Source organism: Sorangiineae bacterium MSr11954, from assembly GCA_037157815.1.
Taxonomy (GTDB): Bacteria; Myxococcota_A; Polyangia; order Polyangiales; family Polyangiaceae; genus Pendulispora; species Pendulispora albinea.
On record CP089984.1, the window covers coordinates 9,542,349 to 9,562,143 of the forward strand.

Below are 19,795 nucleotides of genomic sequence, written 5' to 3' on the forward strand. Positions count from 1 at the left end.
GACGGCGCATCGGGCGCCTCGTTCGAGTGCTACGATCGGTTCACCTCTGCCGATCCCGCGTTGCCTTTTCGAAGGAGCACCATGCGCCGCATCGTCGATCTATCCATCTACCTCGAAAACGATGTCATCTCCGATCCGCCCGGGTATCAGCCGAAGATCACGTACATCACGCACCACCAGTCGGCGCCGCAGCTGCTTCAGTTCTTCCAGGGGCTCGCCAAGGAGGATTTGCCCGATGGCGAGGCGTGGGCCATCGAAAAGGTCGAGCTGATCACGCACAACGGCACGCACCTCGACGCGCCCTACCATTTTCACTCGACCATGGATGGCGGCGCGCGCGCCATTACCATCGACGAGGTCCCGCTCGATTGGTGCTTTCAACCCGGCGTCAAGCTCGACTTCCGTCACTTCCCCGATGGATACGTGGTCACGGCGCGCGACGTGGAGGAGGAGCTCGCGCGCATCGGTCACACGCTCGCGCCGCTCGAAATCGTGGTGGTGAACACGCGGGCAGGCAGCCGCTATGGCCACGACGATTACGTCACCCGCCGGGTGCGGTATGGGTCGCGAGGCCACCTTGTACTTGCTGGAGCGCGGCGTGCGCCTCACCGGCACCGACGGTTGGAGCTGGGACGCGCCATTCGTGCATACTGCAATGAAATATGGCGAGACGCGCGACCCTTCGCTCATTTGGGAGGGCCACAAGGCGGGGCGCGATATCGGCTATTGCCATCTGGAGAAGCTGCACAACCTGGAGAGCCTGCCGCCGAACGGCTTTTCCATCTCGTGCTTCCCCGTGAAGATCCGCGCAGCGTCGGCCGGCTGGACGCGCGCCGTCGCCATCTTCGAGGATCAGCGGTAGGTCACGCGCCAGATCGTTCCATTGCCATCTTCGCCCACGAAGAGCGCGCCGTCTTTGCCGGCGGTCACGCCCACGGGCCGCGCCCAAACCTTCGCGTCGTCGATCACGAACCCGGTCATGAAGTCTTCGTATTCCCCGGTGGGGACCCCCGCCTGCGTGAGGACGCGCACGATTTTGTAGCCCGTGCGTCCACCTCGGTTCCACGAGCCGTGGAGCGCGACATAGGCGCCCTCGCGGTACTCGGGCGGAAATAGGGTACCTTCGTAAAACGATATTTGCAGCGGGGCCGAGTGCGATTGCAACAGCACGTCGGGCACGACCGACTTGCCCGCGAGGTCTCTTCGCGCGCCCGCATGGCGCGGATCCTCGTGGTCGCCCAGGTAGTACCAGGGCCACCCGTAAAAGCCACCCTCGCGCACGCGGGTGACGTAATCGGGGACCAGATCGTCGCCGAGCTTGTCGCGCTCGTTGGTGGCGCACCACACGTCGTGGGTCTTCGGGTGCACCGTCAAGCCCGAACAATTGCGGATACCCGTCGCGAAGACGCGCGCGTTCTTGCCATCGGGGTCAAACGCGAGGACATCGGCCCTTCGCTCTTCCGCGCCCCACGTCGAGCCCACACCGTTCGTGGCCTCGAAGGCGCGGATCGCCTCGGGCGCGAGCACCGGCAAGCCCTCGGCCACATTGGACGCGGAGCCCACGGAGACGAACATGCGCCGGCCATCGTTCGAGAAGGCCAGATCGCGCATGGTGTGACCACCCCCGGTGGCCGCGAGGCGGGCGACCACCGTCTCGGCGGGCCCGCGCGCGGTCTTGTCGCCGTTTGCGTACGGATAGCGCCGCACGGCGTTGACCTCGGCCACGTAAACCCACTGGGGCGATGGGCCAGGCGGAAAAAAGGCGATTCCAAAGGGATCGTCGAGCCCCTTGGCGAACGTCTCCACGCTCTCCGCGCCGGAGCCGTCGGGGCGCGGGCGAAGCACCTGGATTTCACCGGCATCGCTGGCGGCCACGAACAAATCGCCATTGGGCGCGGCGCGGAGCAGGCGAGGACCCTTCAAGTCCTTTGCGAACAGCGCGGCGTGAAAGCCCGGTGGGACCGAGGGCTCCGCGCCCGGGGGAGGGTCGACCACCTTGGCATTGTTGCGCACGGACTCCGTGGCAAAGGGAGCCGGCAGCTCGGCCACCGTCACGCGATGGCGCACGCCGGGCCCATCGCTTCGAAAGCCGCCATGACCCGATGTGGAGGGAGGCGCCTTGTCGTCCGCGCCCTTCACCGTGGCCAAGTAGTCGATGAGGGCCTTGCGCTCGGGGGCCGAGCGGGTCGAGAGCGCCATCGTGGTTCCGGGCACGAGCGCGCTCGGCTCATCGAGGAACCGATCCAAGGTCGCGGGGTCCCAGGTCCATGTGGCGGCGCGCATGGCGCGTGAATAACCAAAGCGCGCATCGCCCCCCGCGTTGCGCCCCACGATCCCGCGCAAGGACGGGCCCTGCGCGCCCTCGACGTCCTTCCCATGGCAAACGGCGCAGCGCTCCATGTAGAGCGCGCGACCGTCGATCGCGGCCGTCGAGGGCGCGTCTCGACCATCGCGCGAACGGAGCCACAAAGCCGCTCCCGCCACCAACACGACGGCACCCACGGCGGAGACGACCACGATGCGCTGAGCCACACCGTATCCGTATCCTCATTGGCGCAAAATACAAGAATCTCATGCGCCCGCGGCGTACACTTCACCGGAGGTCCCATGAGCCACGACGTTTCCGAGGTGGTCCGCAAAATTTTCGATGTGTATCGGACGGGGGACGAGGAGGCGCTCGACGATCTGCTCAGCGACGATTTTCGATTTACGAGCCCGCGCGACGACCGCATCGACAAGGCCACGTACTTCGAGCGGTGTTGGTCCAATCGCGACAAGATTCGCTCCCATCGGATCGAAAACCTCGTGGTCGACGGGAGCGCGGCCTTCGTTCGCTACCAATGCGAGCTGACGACGGGCGCGAAGTTTCACAATACCGAATACATCCGCGTCGAGGACGGGCGGATCAAGGAGGTCGAAGTTTACTTTGGCGCGTCGCTCTGAGCCGGCCACGGAGCCCGGGCGCACCGACCGGCCTTCGAGCGACGGCCTGAACGTCAAAAGACGTAACGAACGATCTTCGTGTAGTTGGTCGCGCCGACGAGGAGCTTGCCTTCGGGTGTGAGCTTGAGCCTCGAAAGCGCGTTGCTCTTGACGACGTTCGTGGAGGAGCCGCCTTTGGGCGGGACCCAGGAGAGGCCCTCGCTGTCGGAGTAGAAGACGGCCCCGCCATCGAGCACCACGAAGTCGCGGTAGCCCGCGGCCAGCGGGACGGCGACGAAGCTCGCGTCTTCCTTGCCGTCGGCGGAGAAGCGGGCGAGCTTCGATGCTTTGCCGTCGGTGACGACGGCGGTGAGGGAGCCGTCTTTGCCAGCTTTGGCCCCGGAGACGCGCGTTGGGATGGCGGCTCCCTTCGACTTTCCATCGGCGCCAAAGCGCTCCAATTGGGTCGAGGTGGGGACGAGGGCGTCGCCTCCGATGGTGAGCCCGTACTCGGTCGAGGAGGTCGAGCCGAGGAAGCCCGACGTTCCGAACCCCGTGACGGCCGCGCCGGTCGCGCCGATCAGGAAGGTACCAAACGAATCTTTTCCATTCGTGCGCCCATACACGGCGAGGAGCGCGCCATGGTCGCTTCGAACATGAAGCGCCGACGACCAGGTGTTCGCGGCTGAAAAATTGAGCTTCGTACGGCCGCCGGTGCCATAGGTGGTGTCGACCGCGCCCGCGGGGGTCACCCGGACCACGACGATCTCCTTGCCCGTATCCGTCGTGGTGGAATCGGGGAACCCCGATCCGCCCACGAGAATGCGCCCTTCGGAGTCCGTCGCCAGGGCCGCCGGGTTGGCGACGAGCGTGGTCGGCAGCTCGCCCTGGGTGGCGAAGGAAACATCGAGGGTGCCATCGGCGAGATAGCGGCGCAGCAAGGTGCCATTGCCCCATCCAATCGAGCCACCCGCTTTTCGGAGCGCGACATACGTAGCCCCATTCGGACCAGGCGCGGCGGCGTAGATACGATGCGTCGCGTCCGTGATCCCCGAGCCCGCGGCAAAACTCGAATCGATGCTCACGGCCGGCGCTTTGGGCCCCGGCTGGCCCGGGTCGGCGTCCGACTTGGACGCGTCGAGCAGGCCCGCATCTCCGGGATCGGGTCCAGGGGATGGGTTCCCCGAGTTCTCACTCGAGCAACCTGCGAGGGCACTCAGTGCGGTGAAGACGACGGGCGCAAATCGGATCGAGAGCGAAGAGGTCAATGTCATGGGCCACCCTTTCCAAGCCTTGGACGGGCCCCCTTCGAGCTCATTCGGCGTTGGCGTCATTTTCAGAATGAACGGCACGACAAGCGTTACGCCATGAACCACACGCACGCCGTGTCGATTCGCGCGATGCGCCCATCGTCGAGGTGGACTCGGCTCGCCCGTCGGCGTACGCCGTGGGCGGGTGCCTCGAAATGCACCCGTTGCGGCGGTGTGCTGCCTGATTCAATCCGGCTCGGACCACTCCCAGGGTGTGAAAAGCCACATCTCACCCGCCGCCATCCTGTTCGCGTCGATCGGTTGCCTCCTCGTCGTGGCGTGCTCCAGCGACGACAAGAGCGAGCCACCGGCCACCGCGACGGGTCTCACCTGTTCCAACGCCAATCAGTGCTATGTCGGACTGGACGCCGCGACGGTGAAAGGTCATGTCGTTTGCCTCACGCAGCTCAAGGACGGCTACTGCACCCACACCTGCACGAGCGACGCGGACTGCTGCGCCGTCCCTGGCGAGTGCAAGCACGGCAAAGAAGTCTGCGCCCCCGTGCAGTCCGCGGAAGGGAAGTACTGCGTGTTGAGCTGCGAGGCGAGCAACCTCCCCGCGGGCACCGAAGCCACCGCCTATTGCCAACAACACGCCAATCCAAACTTTACGTGTCGCTCCACCGGCGGCGGATCGGACAATCGCAAATTCTGCGGTCCGTGAGCCGAGGTTCGTCGTGATCGTTCGCGTGGGCAGCAGTCAATTGCACATCTTCTACGATTGATACCATGGCTGCGGTTCGCGAACGACATGGGAGCACGGCTCTTCTAGGATTCTGCGCCATTCCGACGCGTCCTGGAGGTCCCATGTTCCGTTCCTTTGCACTTCCCTTCGTCGTAGTCGCCACCATTTGTACGAGCTGCAGCTCCTCGAACCCCGAAGCTTCCTCGGTGCCCGATCCGGCATCGAGCGCCGAGTCCGCGCTCGATGCGCTCACACCCGCGCAGCGCGCGGGACAGCGCATCATTTATTCGTACCCCGGCTTTACGCCGCCCAAAGCATTGTTCGATCGCATCCGCGCGGGCGAAGCCGCCGGCGTGCATTTCTGGTCGGCCAATGTCGAGAGCCCGGAGCAGATTCGGGCGGTGATCGCAGAGCTCGTGAAGGCGCAAAAAGAGAGCCCGATCCATCTGCCGCTGCTCTTCATTACCGATCAAGAGGGCGGCGCCGTTCGGGGCTTGCCCGGCGAGCCCGTCATCTCGGCCAAGAAGATCGGTGAGTCACCGGACGCCGCGCGGCTCGCGTGGAAGGCGGGCCATGACGCGGCCGAGAATTTGGACGGTGTGGGCATGAATGTGAACTTGGCGCCGGTGCTCGATGTGTTTCGAGAGCCGGGCAATTTCATCGACAAGCCCGAGCGCTCGTACAGCCAAGATCCAAACGTGGTTCGCCTGCTCGCCTCGAGGTTCATCGTGGCGAACCAGCGCGTCGGGATCGCGTCGTCCGTCAAACATTTCCCCGGCCTGGGGTCGGCGCGTGTGGATCAAAATACCGATGAAGCGCCGGTGACCCTCGACGTGCCGCTCTCCACCCTGCGACGGGTGGACGAAGCGCCTTATACGGGCGCGATTGCGGCGGGCGTCAAATTGGTTATGCCATCGTGGGCGACGTATCCGAGCTTGGACCCGAATCGCCCGGCGGGGCTCTCGCCCCTGGTGATGCGCGACGAGCTGCGCGGGCGTCTCGGCTTCAAGGGCGTCACCATCAGCGAGACCATGATCGCCGGGGCTTTGAACCCGTTCGGCAATGTCGGGCAGCGCAGCGTGCTGGCGGCCAAGGCGGGGTTGGACCTCATTCTGTGCTCGTTCGGCGATGTGAGCCAGGGCGATGAAGCGCGCGAAGCGCTGGCGAACGCGCTGCAGAACGGGGAGCTCGACAAAGCCGACTTCAACACCGCCGTCCGGCGCATCACCGCGCTGCGCTACGGATTGAGTCGATAAGCGCCTCGCCAACGCCGACCCGTCGTTGCTTTCGGCGCGCGGCCAAAGATTTTCGGCGGGAGGACAACTCGCTCCCGCGCGCACAAAAAGAAAAAGGCACCACGTAGGGCCCGGGGGGGGAGAGCCGTCTACGTGATGCCGACCATCCTAATTAGCGAAGCTCATGCCAGTGGCCTGGCCGCGCGATCCTCGAGGAATTCCGATCGAGCCCGCTTTCAAACGTTGCAAGGTTGCGATCGTGCCTTTCACTCTCGAATCGCGAAGGGGTGCCGCGGCGCACGACGCCGCGGCGCGATCGCGGGTGGCGCGCAACGTCATTGTGTCGGTTCGGTGAAGCCAAAGGGGCGCTCCGGTCGCGCGCGGGGTTCGGGTGGCGGGAAACGCCGAAGCGCGGTGGTCGTCCAGGGGGAGTCGTCGACGGGGTTCTCTGCGCTCTTGAACTTCCACTCGACCCGGTCGGGCCCATTGGCGCGGAGGTGGAGCTCGATGGCTTGCGTGTCGACCAAATGGGTCCAGGCGCGCCCATCGAACCGATACACCATGGAGCGGCCAAGCATGGTTCCGCATGTGGTCGGTCCGAAGGAAACGCTGAACACGACCAGGGTGGGTCGCTCCTTGGTGGCGTTCCCCGCGATGCCCGTGATGAGCAGGCAACGGAGTCGGGGTACGGGTGCGCGCGCAAGGTCGATGGGCGGCAACGGCTCCCCGGCCATGGAGTGGATCACGACCGTGCGCGTGCGCGCGTTCCATTCGGAGTCAATGGGCCCATCCCCCGCATCGAACGTGTCGTTCCACTCCTCGGGCTCGACCTGGCTGCCCGCGTCGGCGGCCGCCGGTGCTCCGGGTCCCACGCGCGCGGACCCGGTGCCCGAATTCGGAGCGGCGCCAGCATCCGGCGCCATGGCGGCTTGGGGCTCTCGCGGGGTGCCGCGCGCTTGAACGGCGTCGCCCTGGCGAAGGACGACGCCGCGATCGACGCGTACCGTCATCTCGTTTGGATTGACGATTCGAACGACTACGCCCTTACCCACCGGATGCATTTTGCAATTGGGCGAGGTCGGGGCAGACATGGCGACGGCGGCGCACGTATCACGAAAGAACTCGACGGGATCCCCTTCGCGCGCCCCCGGCGGCGCCGGAAACCGAATGCGCGACTCGCCGTTTTCGACCTTGGTCACCACCTTGCCGCTCAGCGGCGCGGGCGAGCACGCGCTCACCAGAGATGCCAGAGGTGCCAGAAGCGCCGGAAGTGCCCGAAGAGCGAGACCAGAAAGGAAGCTGCTTCGACGTGCCGTCATATCCGCCCTTCGCAGACTACGTCGGCAACCCGTTGCGTCCAAGCTCCCGCAACGCGTCCACCAGCGCATCCACCTGGTCCACCGTGTTGTACAACGCCGGCGTCACGCGAACGCAGGCGCCATTGGCCACGCCTTCGCGCGCCACGGTGAAGATGCGGTGGCGGTCCATGAGCCACTTGGCGATGGCCTTGTTGTCCGCCGGCGCGACCTTTCCCGTCATTCGAAAGGACGTGATCGCCCCATAAGCCCCGGGCTCGTTGGGGGTGAGCACCTCGAACGGCCCGACCTCCGGCGCGCGGAGCGCCCAGCGATCGCGCAAATAGCGAAGCCGCGCATCCTTGTTGCGCGCGCCGATGGTGAGATGAAAATCGAGCGCGGTGGGGATCGTGTTGAGGACGGCGACGTTCCACGTGCCCATGTGAATGCGGGATCGGATGTCGGTCGGCGGAAATTCGTCGTCTGCGTAGTCGATGTCGATGTCGTCGAGGCGCTCTTTTCGGATGTACATGAAGCCTGCACCGAGCGGCGCGCCCAGCCATTTGTGAAGGTTGAAGCCCGCGAAGTCGCACCCGAGATCCGGCACGCCCCAATCGAGGTGGGCCCACGAGTGCGCCGCGTCGACGACGACGTCCACCCCGCGGGCGCGCGCCATGGCCACGATATCCTTCGTGGGAGGGACCAACCCCGTGCGGTTGGACATGTGGGTCACCAGCAAGAGCTTCGTTTGCGGGTGCTTGGCGAGCGCACGTTCGTAGGCGTCGAGGACCGCTTGCCGGGTGGCCGGTTCCGGCAGGTCGAACTTCGCGACCACGGCGCCCCGGCGGCTCTGCAGCCAATTCATGACTTGCTGGATATCCGGATAATCCAGATCGGCATAAAGCACCGTATCGCCGGCTTTTATGTTCTTGTAATTGCCAATCAGATGCTGAAGCGCCTCGGTCGCGTTGCGCGTGAACGCGATCTCCTCGGGCGAGACCCGGAGCAACCTCGCGACCCGCTCGCGCACGGCCTCGTAATCGGCCTCCAGGTGCGTGCGCATGTAATGCGAGTTGCTCGCGTTGAGCGCTTCGATCCGGCGCGTGTATTCACGAAGAATGGGCCGGGCCATGAGGCCGAAGTAACCCGCCTCCAGGTTCACGAAGTCGGGGTCGACCGAGTATTGGCGGGCTACCTTCCGCCAATAATTTTCGTTCGACGCGAGCCCTCGCGGATCCGACTTTTCCGGTGGAGCGATGAGCTCGCTCTCTTGGGACTCCATCGCCTCACCCCCCGTCTTCGCGGAAACGTTTCCGCACGCCATTGCCCCCATCGTCGCACCCAGTCCAATCAAAGCACTTCGACGGTCGATATCCATGACGAGACTATGAACGCCGCACAGGCCCCGGCAAGCGCTTTCCATGCACGCAACGCGTAAACCATCGCCGGGCGCCAATCGCCCCTGCGATGGCACCCGCGCGTGGCCTATCACGTCACGCCGCGCCGCTCGAAACGTCTTCGTGCACGGCGTGGACGACCCGTGGGGTCGCGCGAACATGACCGCCGCGCTCCCCGTCCTCCAGCGGTGAAAAGAGCGTTTCCACATCTTCGGCCGTGAGCCCCGGTGTTTGCTGGGGCTTGTCGCCGAGGAGCATGGTGGAGACGCGCTGCTTGTTTTGCTGCATGAGCATCACGCGCTCTTCGACGCTGCCGGCCACCGCCAGGTTGTAGACGAACACCGGGCGCTGTTGGCCGATGCGGTAGGCGCGATCGGTGGCCTGCAGCTGCACCGCCGGGTTCCACCAGGGATCGTAGTGAATGACGATGTCGGCGCTCACCAGATTGAGGCCCGTTCCGGCAGCCTTGAGGCTAAGCAGGAATACGTCGGCCAAACCGTTCTCGAAGGCATCGCACTTGGCTTGGCGATCCACGGTGGCTCCCGTCAGGGTCAGATACGGAATCTCGCGCTCGGCCAGGCCGTCGCCCAGGAGCCCGAGCATGGTCGTGAACTGCGAAAAGACGAGCACCCGGTGCCCCGCCGCCAAGAGCCCCTCGAGCAGCTCGAAGAAGGCGTCGTACTTGGCCGATTGGCGCACGCCGCGGGCCGCGTTCAGTTGCACCAGGCGCGGATCGCAGCACACTTGCCGCAGGCGCAAGAGGGCGCCGAAGATCGGCACCGCCGATGCCGCCAGTCCCTTGGACTTGATCACCTTGCGAACCTCGGTGTGGGCGGCCACCCGGATTTGTTCGTAGAGCTCACGTTGATTGCCGGAAAGATGAACCAGCCGCATCATTTCCGTCTTCTCGGGGAGCTCGGACGCCGCCTCCCGCTTCATCCGCCGCAGGATGTAGGGAGCGATCTGCTCGCGCAGCATCTCCAGGCGGTCTTCGTCTTTCAATACCTCGATGGGACCGCGATAACACCTTCGAAACGAAGGCTCATCGCCCAAAAGACCTGGGTTTAGAAAGTCGAACAAGGCCCACAGCTCGCCGAGGTGGTTCTCCACCGGGGTGCCCGTCAGGCACAGGCGGTGGTCGGCGTCGATCATCTTGATCGCCTTGTTGGCGAGGCTGGTGGTGTTCTTGATCGCCTGCGCCTCGTCCAGCACCGCCATGTGGAAGTGCTGCTTGGAGAGGCGCTCTTCGTCGCGGACCAGGATGGGGTAGGTGGTGATCACCACGTCGCTGCCGGGGAGCTCGCCCCACAAGGCATGCCGCCCCGGGCCACGAAAGAGGGTCACCTTCAGGTGCGGCGCGAACTTGCCCAGCTCGCGCTGCCAGTTGCCCGTCAGGCTGGTGGGGGCCACGATCAGCACGGGGTAATCGAGGCGGCCTTGCTCTTTCTCCGTGCAGATGTGGGCGATGGTCTGCAGCGTTTTGCCGAGGCCCATGTCGTCGGCCAGCACGCCGCCCACGCCATTGGCGCGCAGGTGCTGCAGAAAGGCGAGGCCCTCCTCTTGGTACGAGCGCAAGGTGGCGCGAAGCGCGGCGGGGCGCGGGGCTTTCTTGGGGCGGCTCATGACGCCGAAGGCGCGCTCGGCCACGTGCTCGGGATCGCGCCAGGAGATGCGCGTGCCTTCTTCGCGGAAGGTCTCGTGGAGCGGCACCAGGGCGGGGGCGCGCACCCCGGGGAAGACCATCTTGCCCTCCTTGGGCTTCGCGCCTTGCCAGAGCTCGATGACCACGTGGAGGAGCGCGCGCAGGCGCTCGTTCGTCATGGTCACGTTGTGCGTGTCGGTGACGCGCATCGAGTAGGTCGAGGGGAAGCCGCGCTCGAGCGAGGTGAGCCCGCCCTCGCCCTCGCCGGCCCGGTCGATGAGCTCGAGCACCAGCGGCAATAGATCGACGCGCTTGCCATCGACCTCGACGCCCAGCTCCAGACTGAACCAGTCGGGCAGCTCGTCGTCGCACGGCTCGATGGCGGCGAACCACGGGGTCTGCGGGTCGACGACCTGGAACGGGTAGTCCTTGTCGATCTCGACCCGAAAGCCCTGCGCGCGCAGCTTGGGAACGGCATGTGCCGTGAAGGCACAGTAGGAGTGGTCGTCGCCGAAGGCTCGCACGATGAAGTCGGCTTGGCAATCCATCGGCGGCTCGATGTCGTCGACGCACTGGATGTCGACGGCACCAAGGCGCTCGATCGCGTGCCGAGCCCGTTGCTCGCCGGCCCGGTCCCGCTCCGGCTCCCCATCCTTGCTGTCATGACCACAGTAGTCGAATGTAAGGGTGATGAGCGGCATCGGGATCTCCTCGTACGAGCACCCGAGCCCTTCCATGCGAGTCACCATCACCGATTCCGCGTGGAGCCTGGCCACGGGAATGAACGCCGAAGAAATCACGATTCCTTTTGATCAGATTTGTGAAGGGAATGCGAGAAGGTTCTGCCCCTGGCATGCTCGGCGAAGGTTCCGCCCATTGCCAAATTTTTCGATGGACACTACCGAATTGGTCGCCAGCCTATCCATATCTGGCCGTGTGTGTCCATCATGTCGATACCGCTCTCCGCCCTCGATCTAGTCCCCCTGGCTCGCGGCAGTACCAGCCATGAAAGCGTCAAGGCGTCGGTCGAGCTCGCGCGCACCGTGGAACGCTGCGGTTACGTGCGACTCTGGTACGCGGAGCACCACAACATGCCGGGCATCGCCACCACGACGCCCGAGATCCTCATCACCCACGTGGCGCTCTCCACCTCGCGCATCCGCCTGGGCGCGGGCGGCGTGATGCTGCCGAACCACTCCCCGCTGAAGGTGGCCGAGTCCTACCGATTGCTCGAGGCCATGCACCCCGGGCGAATCGATCTGGGCATCGGGCGCGCCCCCGGCACCGATACCCTGACGGCCCTGGCGCTCCGGCGTTCGCGCCAGGCCCTGGTGGTCGATGATTTTCGCGAGCAGCTGGGCGAGCTCATGGGCTTTGGCGAGGGCGCGCTGCCGGCGACCCACCCCTTCGCCTCGATCCGCGCCATGCCCGACGACGTGAGCTTGCCGCCCATTTGGCTCCTCGGCTCGAGCTCGTACAGCGCGAAGCTGGCCGCCGAGCTGGGGCTCGGATTTGCCTTCGCCGGCCACTTCAGCCCCGATCCGCCCGAGGAGCCGATGCGCATCTACCGCGAACGGTTCCAGCCGGGCGCCCTCGATCGTCCATACTCCATCCTCGCCCTCTCCGTCTTTTGTGCCGACACGGAGCTGGAGGCGACCCGCATGGCCTCCTCGGTGCTCGTCTCGTTCGCCCAGCTGCGCGCCGGCCGCCCGGGCCGGCTGCTCAGCCCCGATGACGCGCTCGCTCATGGTTTCACGCGCGAAGAAGAGGCCGCGGTGGCCTACTACCGGCGAAACCAGATCGTGGGCACCCCCGACCAGGTTCGCCCGCGCATCCAAGCCGCCGCGGAGAGCACGGCGGCGGACGAGATCATGGTGGCCACCCACGCCTTCGACCCTGCGGCGCGCCGGCGCTCGTACGAGCTTACGGCGCAGGCGCTGGGCTGATGGGGTCGAGCGTTCAGGCCTCGGCCTTTTTTTCGAAGTATTGAAGGTCGATGAAGAGGCTGGCGGCGAGCACCAGGGCGCGCTCGGGGGGTGAGAGCTCGGGTTGGTAGTCGACGCGGAAAGTGTCGGCGTCGGTGAAGAGCTCGCGAACCACGCCGCCCCACTTCTTGGCGATGACCGCCACCTGCCTTCCGGCGCGCTCGAACGGGAAGGTCCACATGCGCCAAAAGGGCGAGCTCACGGTAAAGAGCAGGTTGCCCGCGGGGTCGAGCACGTCGAAGCGTTTGCTGAAGAGCGCAAAGCGCTGCTGAATCGCGCCGAGGAGGTTGCCGCTGGCGTCGAAGACCTCCAGGCGCTGAAAGAAGAAGCGGAACGGGTGCACCGCGCGCAGCACCGGGTTTCGGTACATGTCGAACACGTGGATCTCGAAGGTGCGCCAGTGGCCGAAGAACTGCCGCGCCAGCACGGCGCCAAACCCTTTGCCCGACTCGGCCGCGTACAGCACGGGGTGCCCTTCTGCGGTGAGCACTTCGTACTTGTTGCGTGACTCGTAACCAAAGAACTCCCCGAGCTCGCGCCTCTGACGAACGAGCAACGCGGGGTAGGCGGCAAGCGGACCGATGTTCGACATGCCTCGCAATGTGGATCGCTCGGTCGATTTGCGCCAGGGGCGCGCATCCCGTGATCCCCGCGCGGCGGGTGCCCTCGCCGTTGCGGCTGTTCGCCGCCGGGATATGCGGGTAAAAACCGCGTTCGAATGGAAGCCCGCCCGCGATCGAAAAACGACGTTCTCCTGCGCATCGGCGCGCTCCTCGGACTGGCCACCTTGCTCGCTCTGCTCGCGGCCGTCGCGTTCGATCTCGCGTTCGCGGTGCGCTTCTTCGGTCATCGGGTGCTGCTCTATGGGGAGGCCGAGCCGCTGCACGAAGCCGTTCGCCTGCAGGCCAAGCTTCCCCTCTACACCGATCCCGTCGCCGGCGCGTTCGATCAAGGGCCGTTTCCGGTGCGCGCGTACGTGGTGTATCTGCCCATTTGGTCGTGGGTGCTCTCGCTCGCGCCCGGCGGCTCGCTGGTGATGGCGGCCCAGGGGATCGCGGGCCTCACCTGGTTTGGAACGCTCGCCGCGTTGGCAGCCACCGCCCGTCCATCGTCTCGCCCCGGGGGGTGGGTGGCGGCCGCGTGGGCGGGCGGCATTTGGGTGGTCACCCTCTTTGCGACGTGCGGGCGCCCCGATTCGGTGGCCGTGGCGCTCGCCGGATATGCGTTCGCGCGGGGCGTCCGCGCAGGTCGATTGGACGCGCGCTCCGGCGTTTTGTTTGCGCTCGCCTTTTGGCTGAAGCCCAACGTGTTGGGGCTGGCGCTGGGCGCAGGCGTGGCCGAGCTCCTCCAGGCGCCGCGCCGTGCGATGCGCGCGCTCGCGGCGGGGCTGGTGGTGAGCGTCGTGGTCGTGCTGGGCCTGCGGTATGTCAGCGAAGGCCAGTGGTGGGCCCACCTGACGCGCACCCTCGATCAGGGGATGGACCTCGCGTTTTGGTGGGACCAAGTGTCGCGTCGTTTGCTGTTTGCGTTTCCGGCCATCGCGGCCCTCGGAGTCGCGTGGGCGCAGAGAAAGACGGAGTCGGGGCGCATCGCCTTGGGCGGGCTGGCCGTGGGCCTCGCGTGGGCGGTGTTCGCCCTCGGGAAACGGGGGAGCGCCTCCAATTATTGGATGGAGCCGGCCATGGGCGCGGTGGCCGTCGTCTCCTCGCTGCGGCCCGTGGAATTGGCCCCGCGCGCCAAAGTCGCGTTCTCGGCGGCGCTCTTCTTTCACGCCATTTGGCTCCTCGCGGCCACGGCGATCGGCGTTCTGGAGGCCTTCGAGAAAGAACCGCAGCGGGTGGCCCTCCTCGAGCGCGCCCGCGCCACGTGCATCGAGCGCCCCGGGGATATCGTCCTCGGAGACCGCCCCGGGATCGAGTTCGCGATCGATGGCCATATCGTGACTACGCCCTTCGCCACCCAGCACCTCGCGCGCATCGGGCGTTTTCCCGTGCAGACATGGGCCGGCGACGTGCGGCGTCGCGAGGCGCGGTGCATCGTCGTCGAGGGCGGGGTGCTCGACTCGCCCGCCCCCGGGCTATTTCCCCCCGAGGTCCACGCGGCGCTCCGCGAGCGCTTCGTCTTCGCGGAGGCGGCCGGCGGATTCCGCTTGTACCGCGCGAAGGACGAGCCGGCGGATCGCGCGGCGGTGGCGCCTAATCCATGACCTTGAACCGAAATGCATAGACGACGCGGCCTTTGCCATCGGGGCCGGCCGCGTTGATGGTTTGGCCGAGGAGGGTGCTCACCACGCACGCGTTGAACGGATCGTTGGCGATGGTGGATCCTTCCAGCTTTCCATGGCGCGGGAGCTGGTCGAGGATGTCGAACGACACGGTGACCACCCCTTCGGGAAGATCCTTGGCGCCGCCGACGGTGCGATCGTAACAGCGGAGATAGCCCCATGGATAATGGTCGATGGCCTTTCGAACGACCGCGTCGGCCACATTGCTCTCATTCGCGACGACGCGCGAAAACAGCCGCACCTGGCGATCCTGCACCTTCGTCATGACCGCGGAGGTGCCATTGAGGCCAAGGCCGATGGGGTCCGCGAATCCGTCCTTCATGGGCGAGCCCGTGGGGGCCATGGCGGGGGGCTTTGCGACTGGGGTTGCCGGCTTCTCCGCCGAGGCCACCGGTTTCGGGACCGAGGTGTGCGGCGTGACCGTCCTCGGGACCTCGGGGGCCGCGGAAGGTTCGGGGGCCGGGGAGGCTTGGTGCGCGGCGGAGGGTTCGGACGAAGGCGACTCCGCGATGGGCGGGGTGCTCGCCGATATGGCGTTTGCCACGGGTGAAACGACTTGGGCCGAGGGCGCGCTTGGATTCGGCCGGTGCGTGATGAGCCAGCCTCCGACGGTTGCCGCGAGAGCAATGGCGACCCCGGAGGCGAGGACCACCGGCGAGCGAGGGCGCGGCGGTGGCGTGGGAAGAGGAGTGACCTGCGCGGTCGAAATGGGCGTCTCCTTCGACACGTCCCGCGGCGGAGGGCTCGGCCGCGGCGCGGGATAGGGGATGGCGTCCCTCGTCTCCAACGCAAACCGCGGCGGCGCGGGCACGGCTAGAGGACGCGCGGCCAAGGTCTCCGCCATCGCGTCGGGGGTGGCCAGAAGAACGCGCATCGCCTCCCAAAGGCTCTTGGCGTCGGGAAAGCGCGCGCCGGGATCGCGTGCCACGCAGCGCTCGAACCAGAGATCGAAGGCGGGCGGCAATCGCTCCGCGAGCCCCTCTTCGCGGGCGCGCGCGCTGGCGCTCGAAATGGGCTCGAACACGATTTCGCGCAGAAGTTGGATGGTGGTGCCGCTCTTGGCCGCACGCCAGAAATAGCTCCCGGTGAAGAGATGATACGCGATGAGCCCCAGGGCCCATGTATCGGCCGCCGCGGTCACCGGGCCGGTCGCCGTCTGCTCCGGCGCCATCCACAGCGGCGAGCCAATGGTGCCATGGGTGGCGCGCGTTTGCGCCTCTTGCACCAGCTTGGAGATGCCGAAGTCGAGCACCTTGAGCACGAACGGCGCATCCCCTGCCCTGCGCGACTTGGCGAGAAAGATATTCTCCGGTTTGAGATCGCGGTGCACCACGCCCGCGAGGTGCGCGGCGGCCATCGCATGGCAAAGCTGCTCGAAGACGGCGCGCACGGTGCCCGCCCCCATGGGGCCGCGCTCGTGCATTCGCCGCCGTAGATCTTCTCCCTCGAGCAGCTCCATGACGAGATAGGGAGCCCCCAGCGCCGCATCGGTCCCCGCCGCGATGACCTCCACCACGTGCTCGCTGTCGATGCGCGCCCCCACGCGCGCCTCCTGCTCGAACCTCCGGGCCAGCGCCGGATCGGCGGCGATCTCGCTGTGCATGACCTTGAGCGCCCGCAGCTTCTCGGTGCTCCGCTGCGAAACGACGTAAACGGCCCCCATGCCGCCCCGGTCGAGGGGGTGCATCACCGTAAAGTCGCCCCCCAAGACGGTACCCGCGGTCAAAAGGTGGGTTCGCATCATCGCACGAGCTTGGAACTATCCAGGGACCGCCCACGGGATGCAATACCCGCCGATGGCGCGCGACGCTTCGGACGAATGCGCCACCCGTGGGCCGCCCTCGCACCACCGTGCTTTGGCGCTTCTCAGTCTGCACGCGGTGTCCGAAGGCGGCTCCGGATTCACGAGCATGCCTCGCGCGCCTCGAACGTCGGGAGCGCGGGCCCGCGTTCGCCCCAGCGGACATCCCACGCCTCGTCCGTGACGAAACGTGGGTGATGAACGCGCTTCCCGATCGGCGCCGGATGCAGCAGCTGAGCGCAACTGGGAACGCCATATGCTCTTTGCAGGCGATATGAATGCAAGGCAACTCGTCGCTGCAGTTCAATCCGCTGTGTTCGTTGGAACGGGCATTTGGCCCGTGGTGAGCCCGCGCTCGTTCCAAGCGGTCACGGGACCGAAACGCGATATGTGGCTCGCGCAAACCATCGGGCTGCTCATCGCCGCGGTGGGGGCCACGCTCGCGATCGGTGCGCGCGGACGCGCCCGCTCGGAATCGACATTTCTGGGCATCTCGAGCGCAACGGCGCTCGCGCTCTGCGACATCGTATTCGTCTCGAAGGGGCGCATCTCGCGTGTCTATTTGCTGGACGCCCTTTTCGAAACCGGCATCGTGGCAGGTTGGCTCCTCACCGCCAGGTTGCCGCAGGGGCATTCCATTCCACGAGCCCCCGCTCTTTTGACATCGGGTGACGAATGAGCTCGACCCCCGCGCGGTTGCCTCCTGGCTCTTCGCGTTCTTTTGGTGCTCCTTGTTTTCTGAATCGATTTTCGATGGCGCGTCCCACGTACGAGACACGCCAGAGCGATACGCTGGCATGGCTCGCATCCGCGCACGTCGCGTCCGAGACGGCGCTGCGCGGGCTCGAAGGCGCCGAGCGTGAAGTCCTTCGCCGGCACATCGAGAAGCTGATCGACCGCTGCGCATGCCGCGCCGATCGCATCGCGCGCCGCGGCTCGTCCATCGCCGACGTGACGAGCACCGACTGGTCCTCGCGGGAGATCTACGATCTTCACCAGAACCCCCGCGGCAAGGGCATGGGCGCGCGCAACCGACGGTACGCCCATACGGTGATGGCCTACTTTTGGACCGAGTACGCGCAGGAAGAGGCCGCGCCCTCGGATTTAATCCATGTAACCTGCACGGGTTACGCCTCGCCGAGCGCAGCGCAACGGATGGTCGCGCGCCGTGGCTGGGGCGGGCGAACGCGCATCACGCACGCCTACCACATGGGGTGTTATGCGGCCGTCCCTGCGCTTCGGATGGCGCGCGGCTTCGTGCTCGCAGACGATACCGCGCAGGAGGCCGACGCGCGGGTCGACGTGGTGCACACGGAGCTTTGCAGTCTTCACCTCGATCCGAGCACCCACACGCCCGAACAATTCGTGGTGCAGAGCCTCTTTGCCGATGGCTTCATCCGCTATTCGCTCTCCGCTGCCACGGAGGAGCCATCGTTCGAAGTGCTGGCGCTCGCCGAGACCATCGTCCCCGATTCGGCCGACGCCATGACGTGGGTGATGACCGATTGGGGGATGCAAATGACCCTCTCGCGCGACGTCCCCACGCGCATCGCCGGCGCGCTCGGAACCTTCGTAGCGCGCCTCTACGACAAAGCCGGCCTCGACCCCGCGACCTACTTCGCCCAAACCGTCTTTGCCGTGCACCCGGGAGGGCCGAAGATCATCGACGAAGTCGGCCGGCTGCTCGAGCTGCGGGAGGATCAAATCGCCGCCAGCCGGGGCGTGCTCTTCGACTTCGGGAACATGTCCTCCGCCACCCTGCCCCATATTTGGATGCGCGTCCTCGAGGATCCCGCCGCCCCGAGGGGAACCCCCGTGGTCAGCCTGGCCTTCGGCCCCGGCCTCACCATCTGCGGGAGCATCTTTCGAAAACGATGAACACGACCCTCTTGACCCTCCCCTTCCTCGTTCAAGGCGCCTTGATGGGCGTCGACGAAGGGTGGTTTCATCGCCGCCGAGGTTTACCGCGTTGGGAGCGCATCGGGCACCCGCTCGATACGTTGACGGTGACCGCCTGCTACGCATGGCTCGTCTTTCGCCGCCCCGAAATGCCGGGCGCGCTCGCGGTGTACGCGGCGCTGGCGATCGCATCGTGTCTCTTCGTGACCAAAGACGAGTTCGTGCACAAGCAGTTGTGCAGCGCCAAGGAGAGCTGGATTCACGCGCTCCTCTTCGGGCTTCATCCCATTGCATTCTTCGCGGCCGGCCTCTTGTGGCTCGAGGACCCGAACAACGTCATTTTGAAAGCTCAGCTCGCGCTCACCTCGAGCTTCGCACTCTACCAAGGGATCTACTGGGGACCATGGAACCGAACACCTACCCGCTCCGCAGTGTGAACAATACCATTTACGCAGCCCTCGGCGATCGGTGGTACGACGCCGACGACGATCCCGTCGCGCTGCTTCGAGCCGAGTCGCGCCTCTTGAATCCATGGGTCGCGCGCACCATCGAGGAGCAAACCCTGGGGGCCGCCCCGCGCACCGTCCTCGACGTGGGTTGCGGTGCAGGCTTTCTGGCGAATTACCTGGCCGCCCGAGGGCATCGGGTGACCGGTCTCGACACAGCCGCCGAGGCCCTCGACGTGGCCCGCACCCATGACTCCACGCGAACCGTCTCCTACCGTCATGGCGACGCCAACGCGCTCCCCTTCGCCGACGGCGCCTTCGATGCGGTGTGCGCCATGGATTTTCTCGAGCACGTGACCGATCCGGGCCGGGTCATCGCCGAAATGTCGCGGGTCCTCGCCCCCGGCGGCATCTTCGTCTTTCATACGTTCAATCGGAATCCGCTCGCCTGGCTCGTCATCATCAAAGGCGTCGAGTGGTTCGTGCAAAACACGCCAAAGGACATGCACGTGCTCCACCTGTTTCACAAACCGGCGGATCTCGAGAAGACATGTCGGGCCCACGGCATGGACTCCGTTCGATTCGTGGGTTCGAGGCCGCGCTTGGGACGCGCCTTCTGGAACATGCTGCGCACCGGCGTCGTGGCGCCCGACTTCACCTTTACGTTCACCCGCTCCACCTTGCTGGCGTATGCGGGGCACGCACGTCGGGTGGGGTGACGCATCGATGCCCGCGCCGTCCCGATCTTGGGACGCGTCCCACGAACGCGGCCGCGGCCGCCGGGAAACGGTGGGGGATGGGGTTACAAGTACATGAAATGGCTCGATTTCGCGCAGCTTGCGAGGTGGCACGCAGGTTGCGACAGGGGTTGGCAGAAATCGACAGCGCCCCGCA

At 66.1% G+C, this 19,795-nt stretch carries 16 protein-coding genes and 1 pseudogene; 10 read left to right on the top strand and 7 right to left on the bottom strand.

The genetic code is table 11. The features are described from left to right. The first annotated feature begins 81 nt into the window (after positions 1–81). Positions 82–862 (top strand): annotated as a pseudogene (locus tag LZC94_37365) (cyclase family protein). Here the strand turns inward: LZC94_37365 and LZC94_37370 are convergent. Next, positions 853–2,532 carry a PQQ-dependent sugar dehydrogenase gene (locus LZC94_37370; GenBank protein WXB13501.1) on the bottom strand — a complete coding sequence of 560 codons (1,680 nt, stop codon included), beginning with the start codon at positions 2,530–2,532 and terminating at the stop codon, positions 853–855. The pseudogene LZC94_37365 and the gene LZC94_37370 overlap by 10 nt on opposite strands. A gap of 75 nt (positions 2,533–2,607) precedes the next feature. On the opposite strand from LZC94_37370, the gene LZC94_37375 reads away from it, so the two are divergent. Next, complete coding sequence (locus LZC94_37375; GenBank protein WXB13502.1) at positions 2,608–2,943, top strand: nuclear transport factor 2 family protein; 336 nt, start codon at positions 2,608–2,610, stop codon at positions 2,941–2,943. Between the two features lie 53 nt (positions 2,944–2,996). On the opposite strand, the gene LZC94_37380 is transcribed toward LZC94_37375, so the two are convergent. Continuing rightward, complete coding sequence (locus LZC94_37380; protein WXB13503.1) at positions 2,997–4,196, bottom strand: hypothetical protein; 1,200 nt, start codon at positions 4,194–4,196, stop codon at positions 2,997–2,999. Between the two features lie 250 nt (positions 4,197–4,446). Here LZC94_37380 and LZC94_37385 point away from each other — a divergent pair, with 250 nt between their 5' ends. Then, a complete protein-coding gene (locus LZC94_37385) occupies positions 4,447–4,896 on the top strand; it encodes a hypothetical protein (GenBank protein ID WXB13504.1) in 450 nt (149 codons plus the stop codon). Positions 4,897–5,039: 143 nt separating this feature from the next. Then, a complete protein-coding gene (locus LZC94_37390) occupies positions 5,040–6,173 on the top strand; it encodes a hypothetical protein (protein ID WXB13505.1) in 1,134 nt (377 codons plus the stop codon). A gap of 314 nt (positions 6,174–6,487) precedes the next feature. Here the strand turns inward: LZC94_37390 and LZC94_37395 are convergent, their stop codons facing one another. The 3 genes from LZC94_37395 to LZC94_37405 form a co-directional block, all read right to left on the bottom strand. After that, positions 6,488–7,390 carry a hypothetical protein gene (locus LZC94_37395; GenBank protein ID WXB13506.1) on the bottom strand — a complete coding sequence of 301 codons (903 nt, stop codon included), beginning with the start codon at positions 7,388–7,390 and terminating at the stop codon, positions 6,488–6,490. Between the two features lie 97 nt (positions 7,391–7,487). Further along, positions 7,488–8,729, bottom strand: coding sequence for an aminotransferase class V-fold PLP-dependent enzyme (locus LZC94_37400; protein WXB13507.1), 1,242 nt, complete (start codon positions 8,727–8,729; stop codon positions 7,488–7,490). A gap of 211 nt (positions 8,730–8,940) precedes the next feature. Then, positions 8,941–11,235, bottom strand: a complete 2,295-nt coding sequence (locus LZC94_37405; protein WXB13508.1) for a DEAD/DEAH box helicase — start codon at positions 11,233–11,235, stop codon at positions 8,941–8,943. 198 nt (positions 11,236–11,433) lie between these two features. Between LZC94_37405 and LZC94_37410 the strand changes: the two genes are divergently transcribed. Next, positions 11,434–12,432: an LLM class flavin-dependent oxidoreductase gene (locus LZC94_37410; protein WXB13509.1), complete on the top strand. Its 999-nt coding sequence runs from the start codon at positions 11,434–11,436 to the stop codon at positions 12,430–12,432. 13 nt (positions 12,433–12,445) lie between these two features. On the opposite strand, the gene LZC94_37415 is transcribed toward LZC94_37410, so the two are convergent. Further along, entirely contained in the window at positions 12,446–13,063 is a 618-nt protein-coding gene (locus tag LZC94_37415; protein WXB13510.1) for a hypothetical protein, read from the bottom strand. Between the two features lie 126 nt (positions 13,064–13,189). Here LZC94_37415 and LZC94_37420 point away from each other — a divergent pair, with 126 nt between their 5' ends. Continuing rightward, positions 13,190–14,677 carry a hypothetical protein gene (locus LZC94_37420; GenBank protein WXB13511.1) on the top strand — a complete coding sequence of 496 codons (1,488 nt, stop codon included), beginning with the start codon at positions 13,190–13,192 and terminating at the stop codon, positions 14,675–14,677. On the opposite strand, the gene LZC94_37425 is transcribed toward LZC94_37420, so the two are convergent. Then, complete coding sequence (locus LZC94_37425) at positions 14,667–16,499, bottom strand: protein kinase (GenBank protein ID WXB13512.1); 1,833 nt, start codon at positions 16,497–16,499, stop codon at positions 14,667–14,669. The genes LZC94_37420 and LZC94_37425 overlap by 11 nt on opposite strands. Positions 16,500–16,830: 331 nt before the next feature. Here LZC94_37425 and LZC94_37430 point away from each other — a divergent pair, with 331 nt between their 5' ends. The 4 genes from LZC94_37430 to ubiG all read left to right on the top strand — a co-directional run bounded on the left by LZC94_37430 (position 16,831) and on the right by ubiG (position 19,620). After that, on the top strand, positions 16,831–17,235 hold the full coding sequence (locus LZC94_37430; protein WXB13513.1) for a hypothetical protein: 405 nt from the start codon (positions 16,831–16,833) through the stop codon (positions 17,233–17,235). A 74-nt stretch (positions 17,236–17,309) separates the two neighbouring features. Beyond that, positions 17,310–18,434 (top strand): hypothetical protein, encoded by a 1,125-nt coding sequence (locus LZC94_37435; GenBank protein ID WXB13514.1) that lies wholly within the window; start codon positions 17,310–17,312, stop codon positions 18,432–18,434. Beyond that, on the top strand, positions 18,431–18,892 hold the full coding sequence (locus tag LZC94_37440) for a hypothetical protein (GenBank protein ID WXB13515.1): 462 nt from the start codon (positions 18,431–18,433) through the stop codon (positions 18,890–18,892). Before LZC94_37435 ends, LZC94_37440 begins: the two co-directional genes overlap by 4 nt. Next, complete coding sequence (ubiG, locus tag LZC94_37445; GenBank protein WXB13516.1) at positions 18,859–19,620, top strand: bifunctional 2-polyprenyl-6-hydroxyphenol methylase/3-demethylubiquinol 3-O-methyltransferase UbiG; 762 nt, start codon at positions 18,859–18,861, stop codon at positions 19,618–19,620. The genes LZC94_37440 and ubiG overlap by 34 nt, the downstream gene beginning before the upstream one ends. Positions 19,621–19,795: the final 175 nt, after the last annotated feature.

What these genes read in the sequence shown, in the direction of transcription:
- LZC94_37375 (WXB13502.1), top strand. Translation starts at nt 2,608, where the DNA reads ATGAGCCACGACGTTTCCGAGGTGGTCCGCAAAATTTTCGATGTGTAT.
- LZC94_37380 (WXB13503.1), bottom strand. Translation starts at nt 4,196, where the DNA reads ATGACATTGACCTCTTCGCTCTCGATCCGATTTGCGCCCGTCGTCTTC.
- LZC94_37390 (WXB13505.1), top strand. Translation starts at nt 5,040, where the DNA reads ATGTTCCGTTCCTTTGCACTTCCCTTCGTCGTAGTCGCCACCATTTGT.
- LZC94_37400 (WXB13507.1), bottom strand. Translation starts at nt 8,729, where the DNA reads ATGGAGTCCCAAGAGAGCGAGCTCATCGCTCCACCGGAAAAGTCGGAT.
- LZC94_37405 (WXB13508.1), bottom strand. Translation starts at nt 11,235, where the DNA reads ATGGTGACTCGCATGGAAGGGCTCGGGTGCTCGTACGAGGAGATCCCG.
- LZC94_37410 (WXB13509.1), top strand. Translation starts at nt 11,434, where the DNA reads ATGTCGATACCGCTCTCCGCCCTCGATCTAGTCCCCCTGGCTCGCGGC.
- LZC94_37415 (WXB13510.1), bottom strand. Translation starts at nt 13,063, where the DNA reads ATGTCGAACATCGGTCCGCTTGCCGCCTACCCCGCGTTGCTCGTTCGT.
- LZC94_37420 (WXB13511.1), top strand. Translation starts at nt 13,190, where the DNA reads ATGGAAGCCCGCCCGCGATCGAAAAACGACGTTCTCCTGCGCATCGGC.
- LZC94_37425 (WXB13512.1), bottom strand. Translation starts at nt 16,499, where the DNA reads ATGATGCGAACCCACCTTTTGACCGCGGGTACCGTCTTGGGGGGCGAC.
- LZC94_37430 (WXB13513.1), top strand. Translation starts at nt 16,831, where the DNA reads ATGAATGCAAGGCAACTCGTCGCTGCAGTTCAATCCGCTGTGTTCGTT.
- LZC94_37435 (WXB13514.1), top strand. Translation starts at nt 17,310, where the DNA reads ATGGCGCGTCCCACGTACGAGACACGCCAGAGCGATACGCTGGCATGG.
- LZC94_37440 (WXB13515.1), top strand. Translation starts at nt 18,431, where the DNA reads ATGAACACGACCCTCTTGACCCTCCCCTTCCTCGTTCAAGGCGCCTTG.
- ubiG (WXB13516.1), top strand. Translation starts at nt 18,859, where the DNA reads ATGGAACCGAACACCTACCCGCTCCGCAGTGTGAACAATACCATTTAC.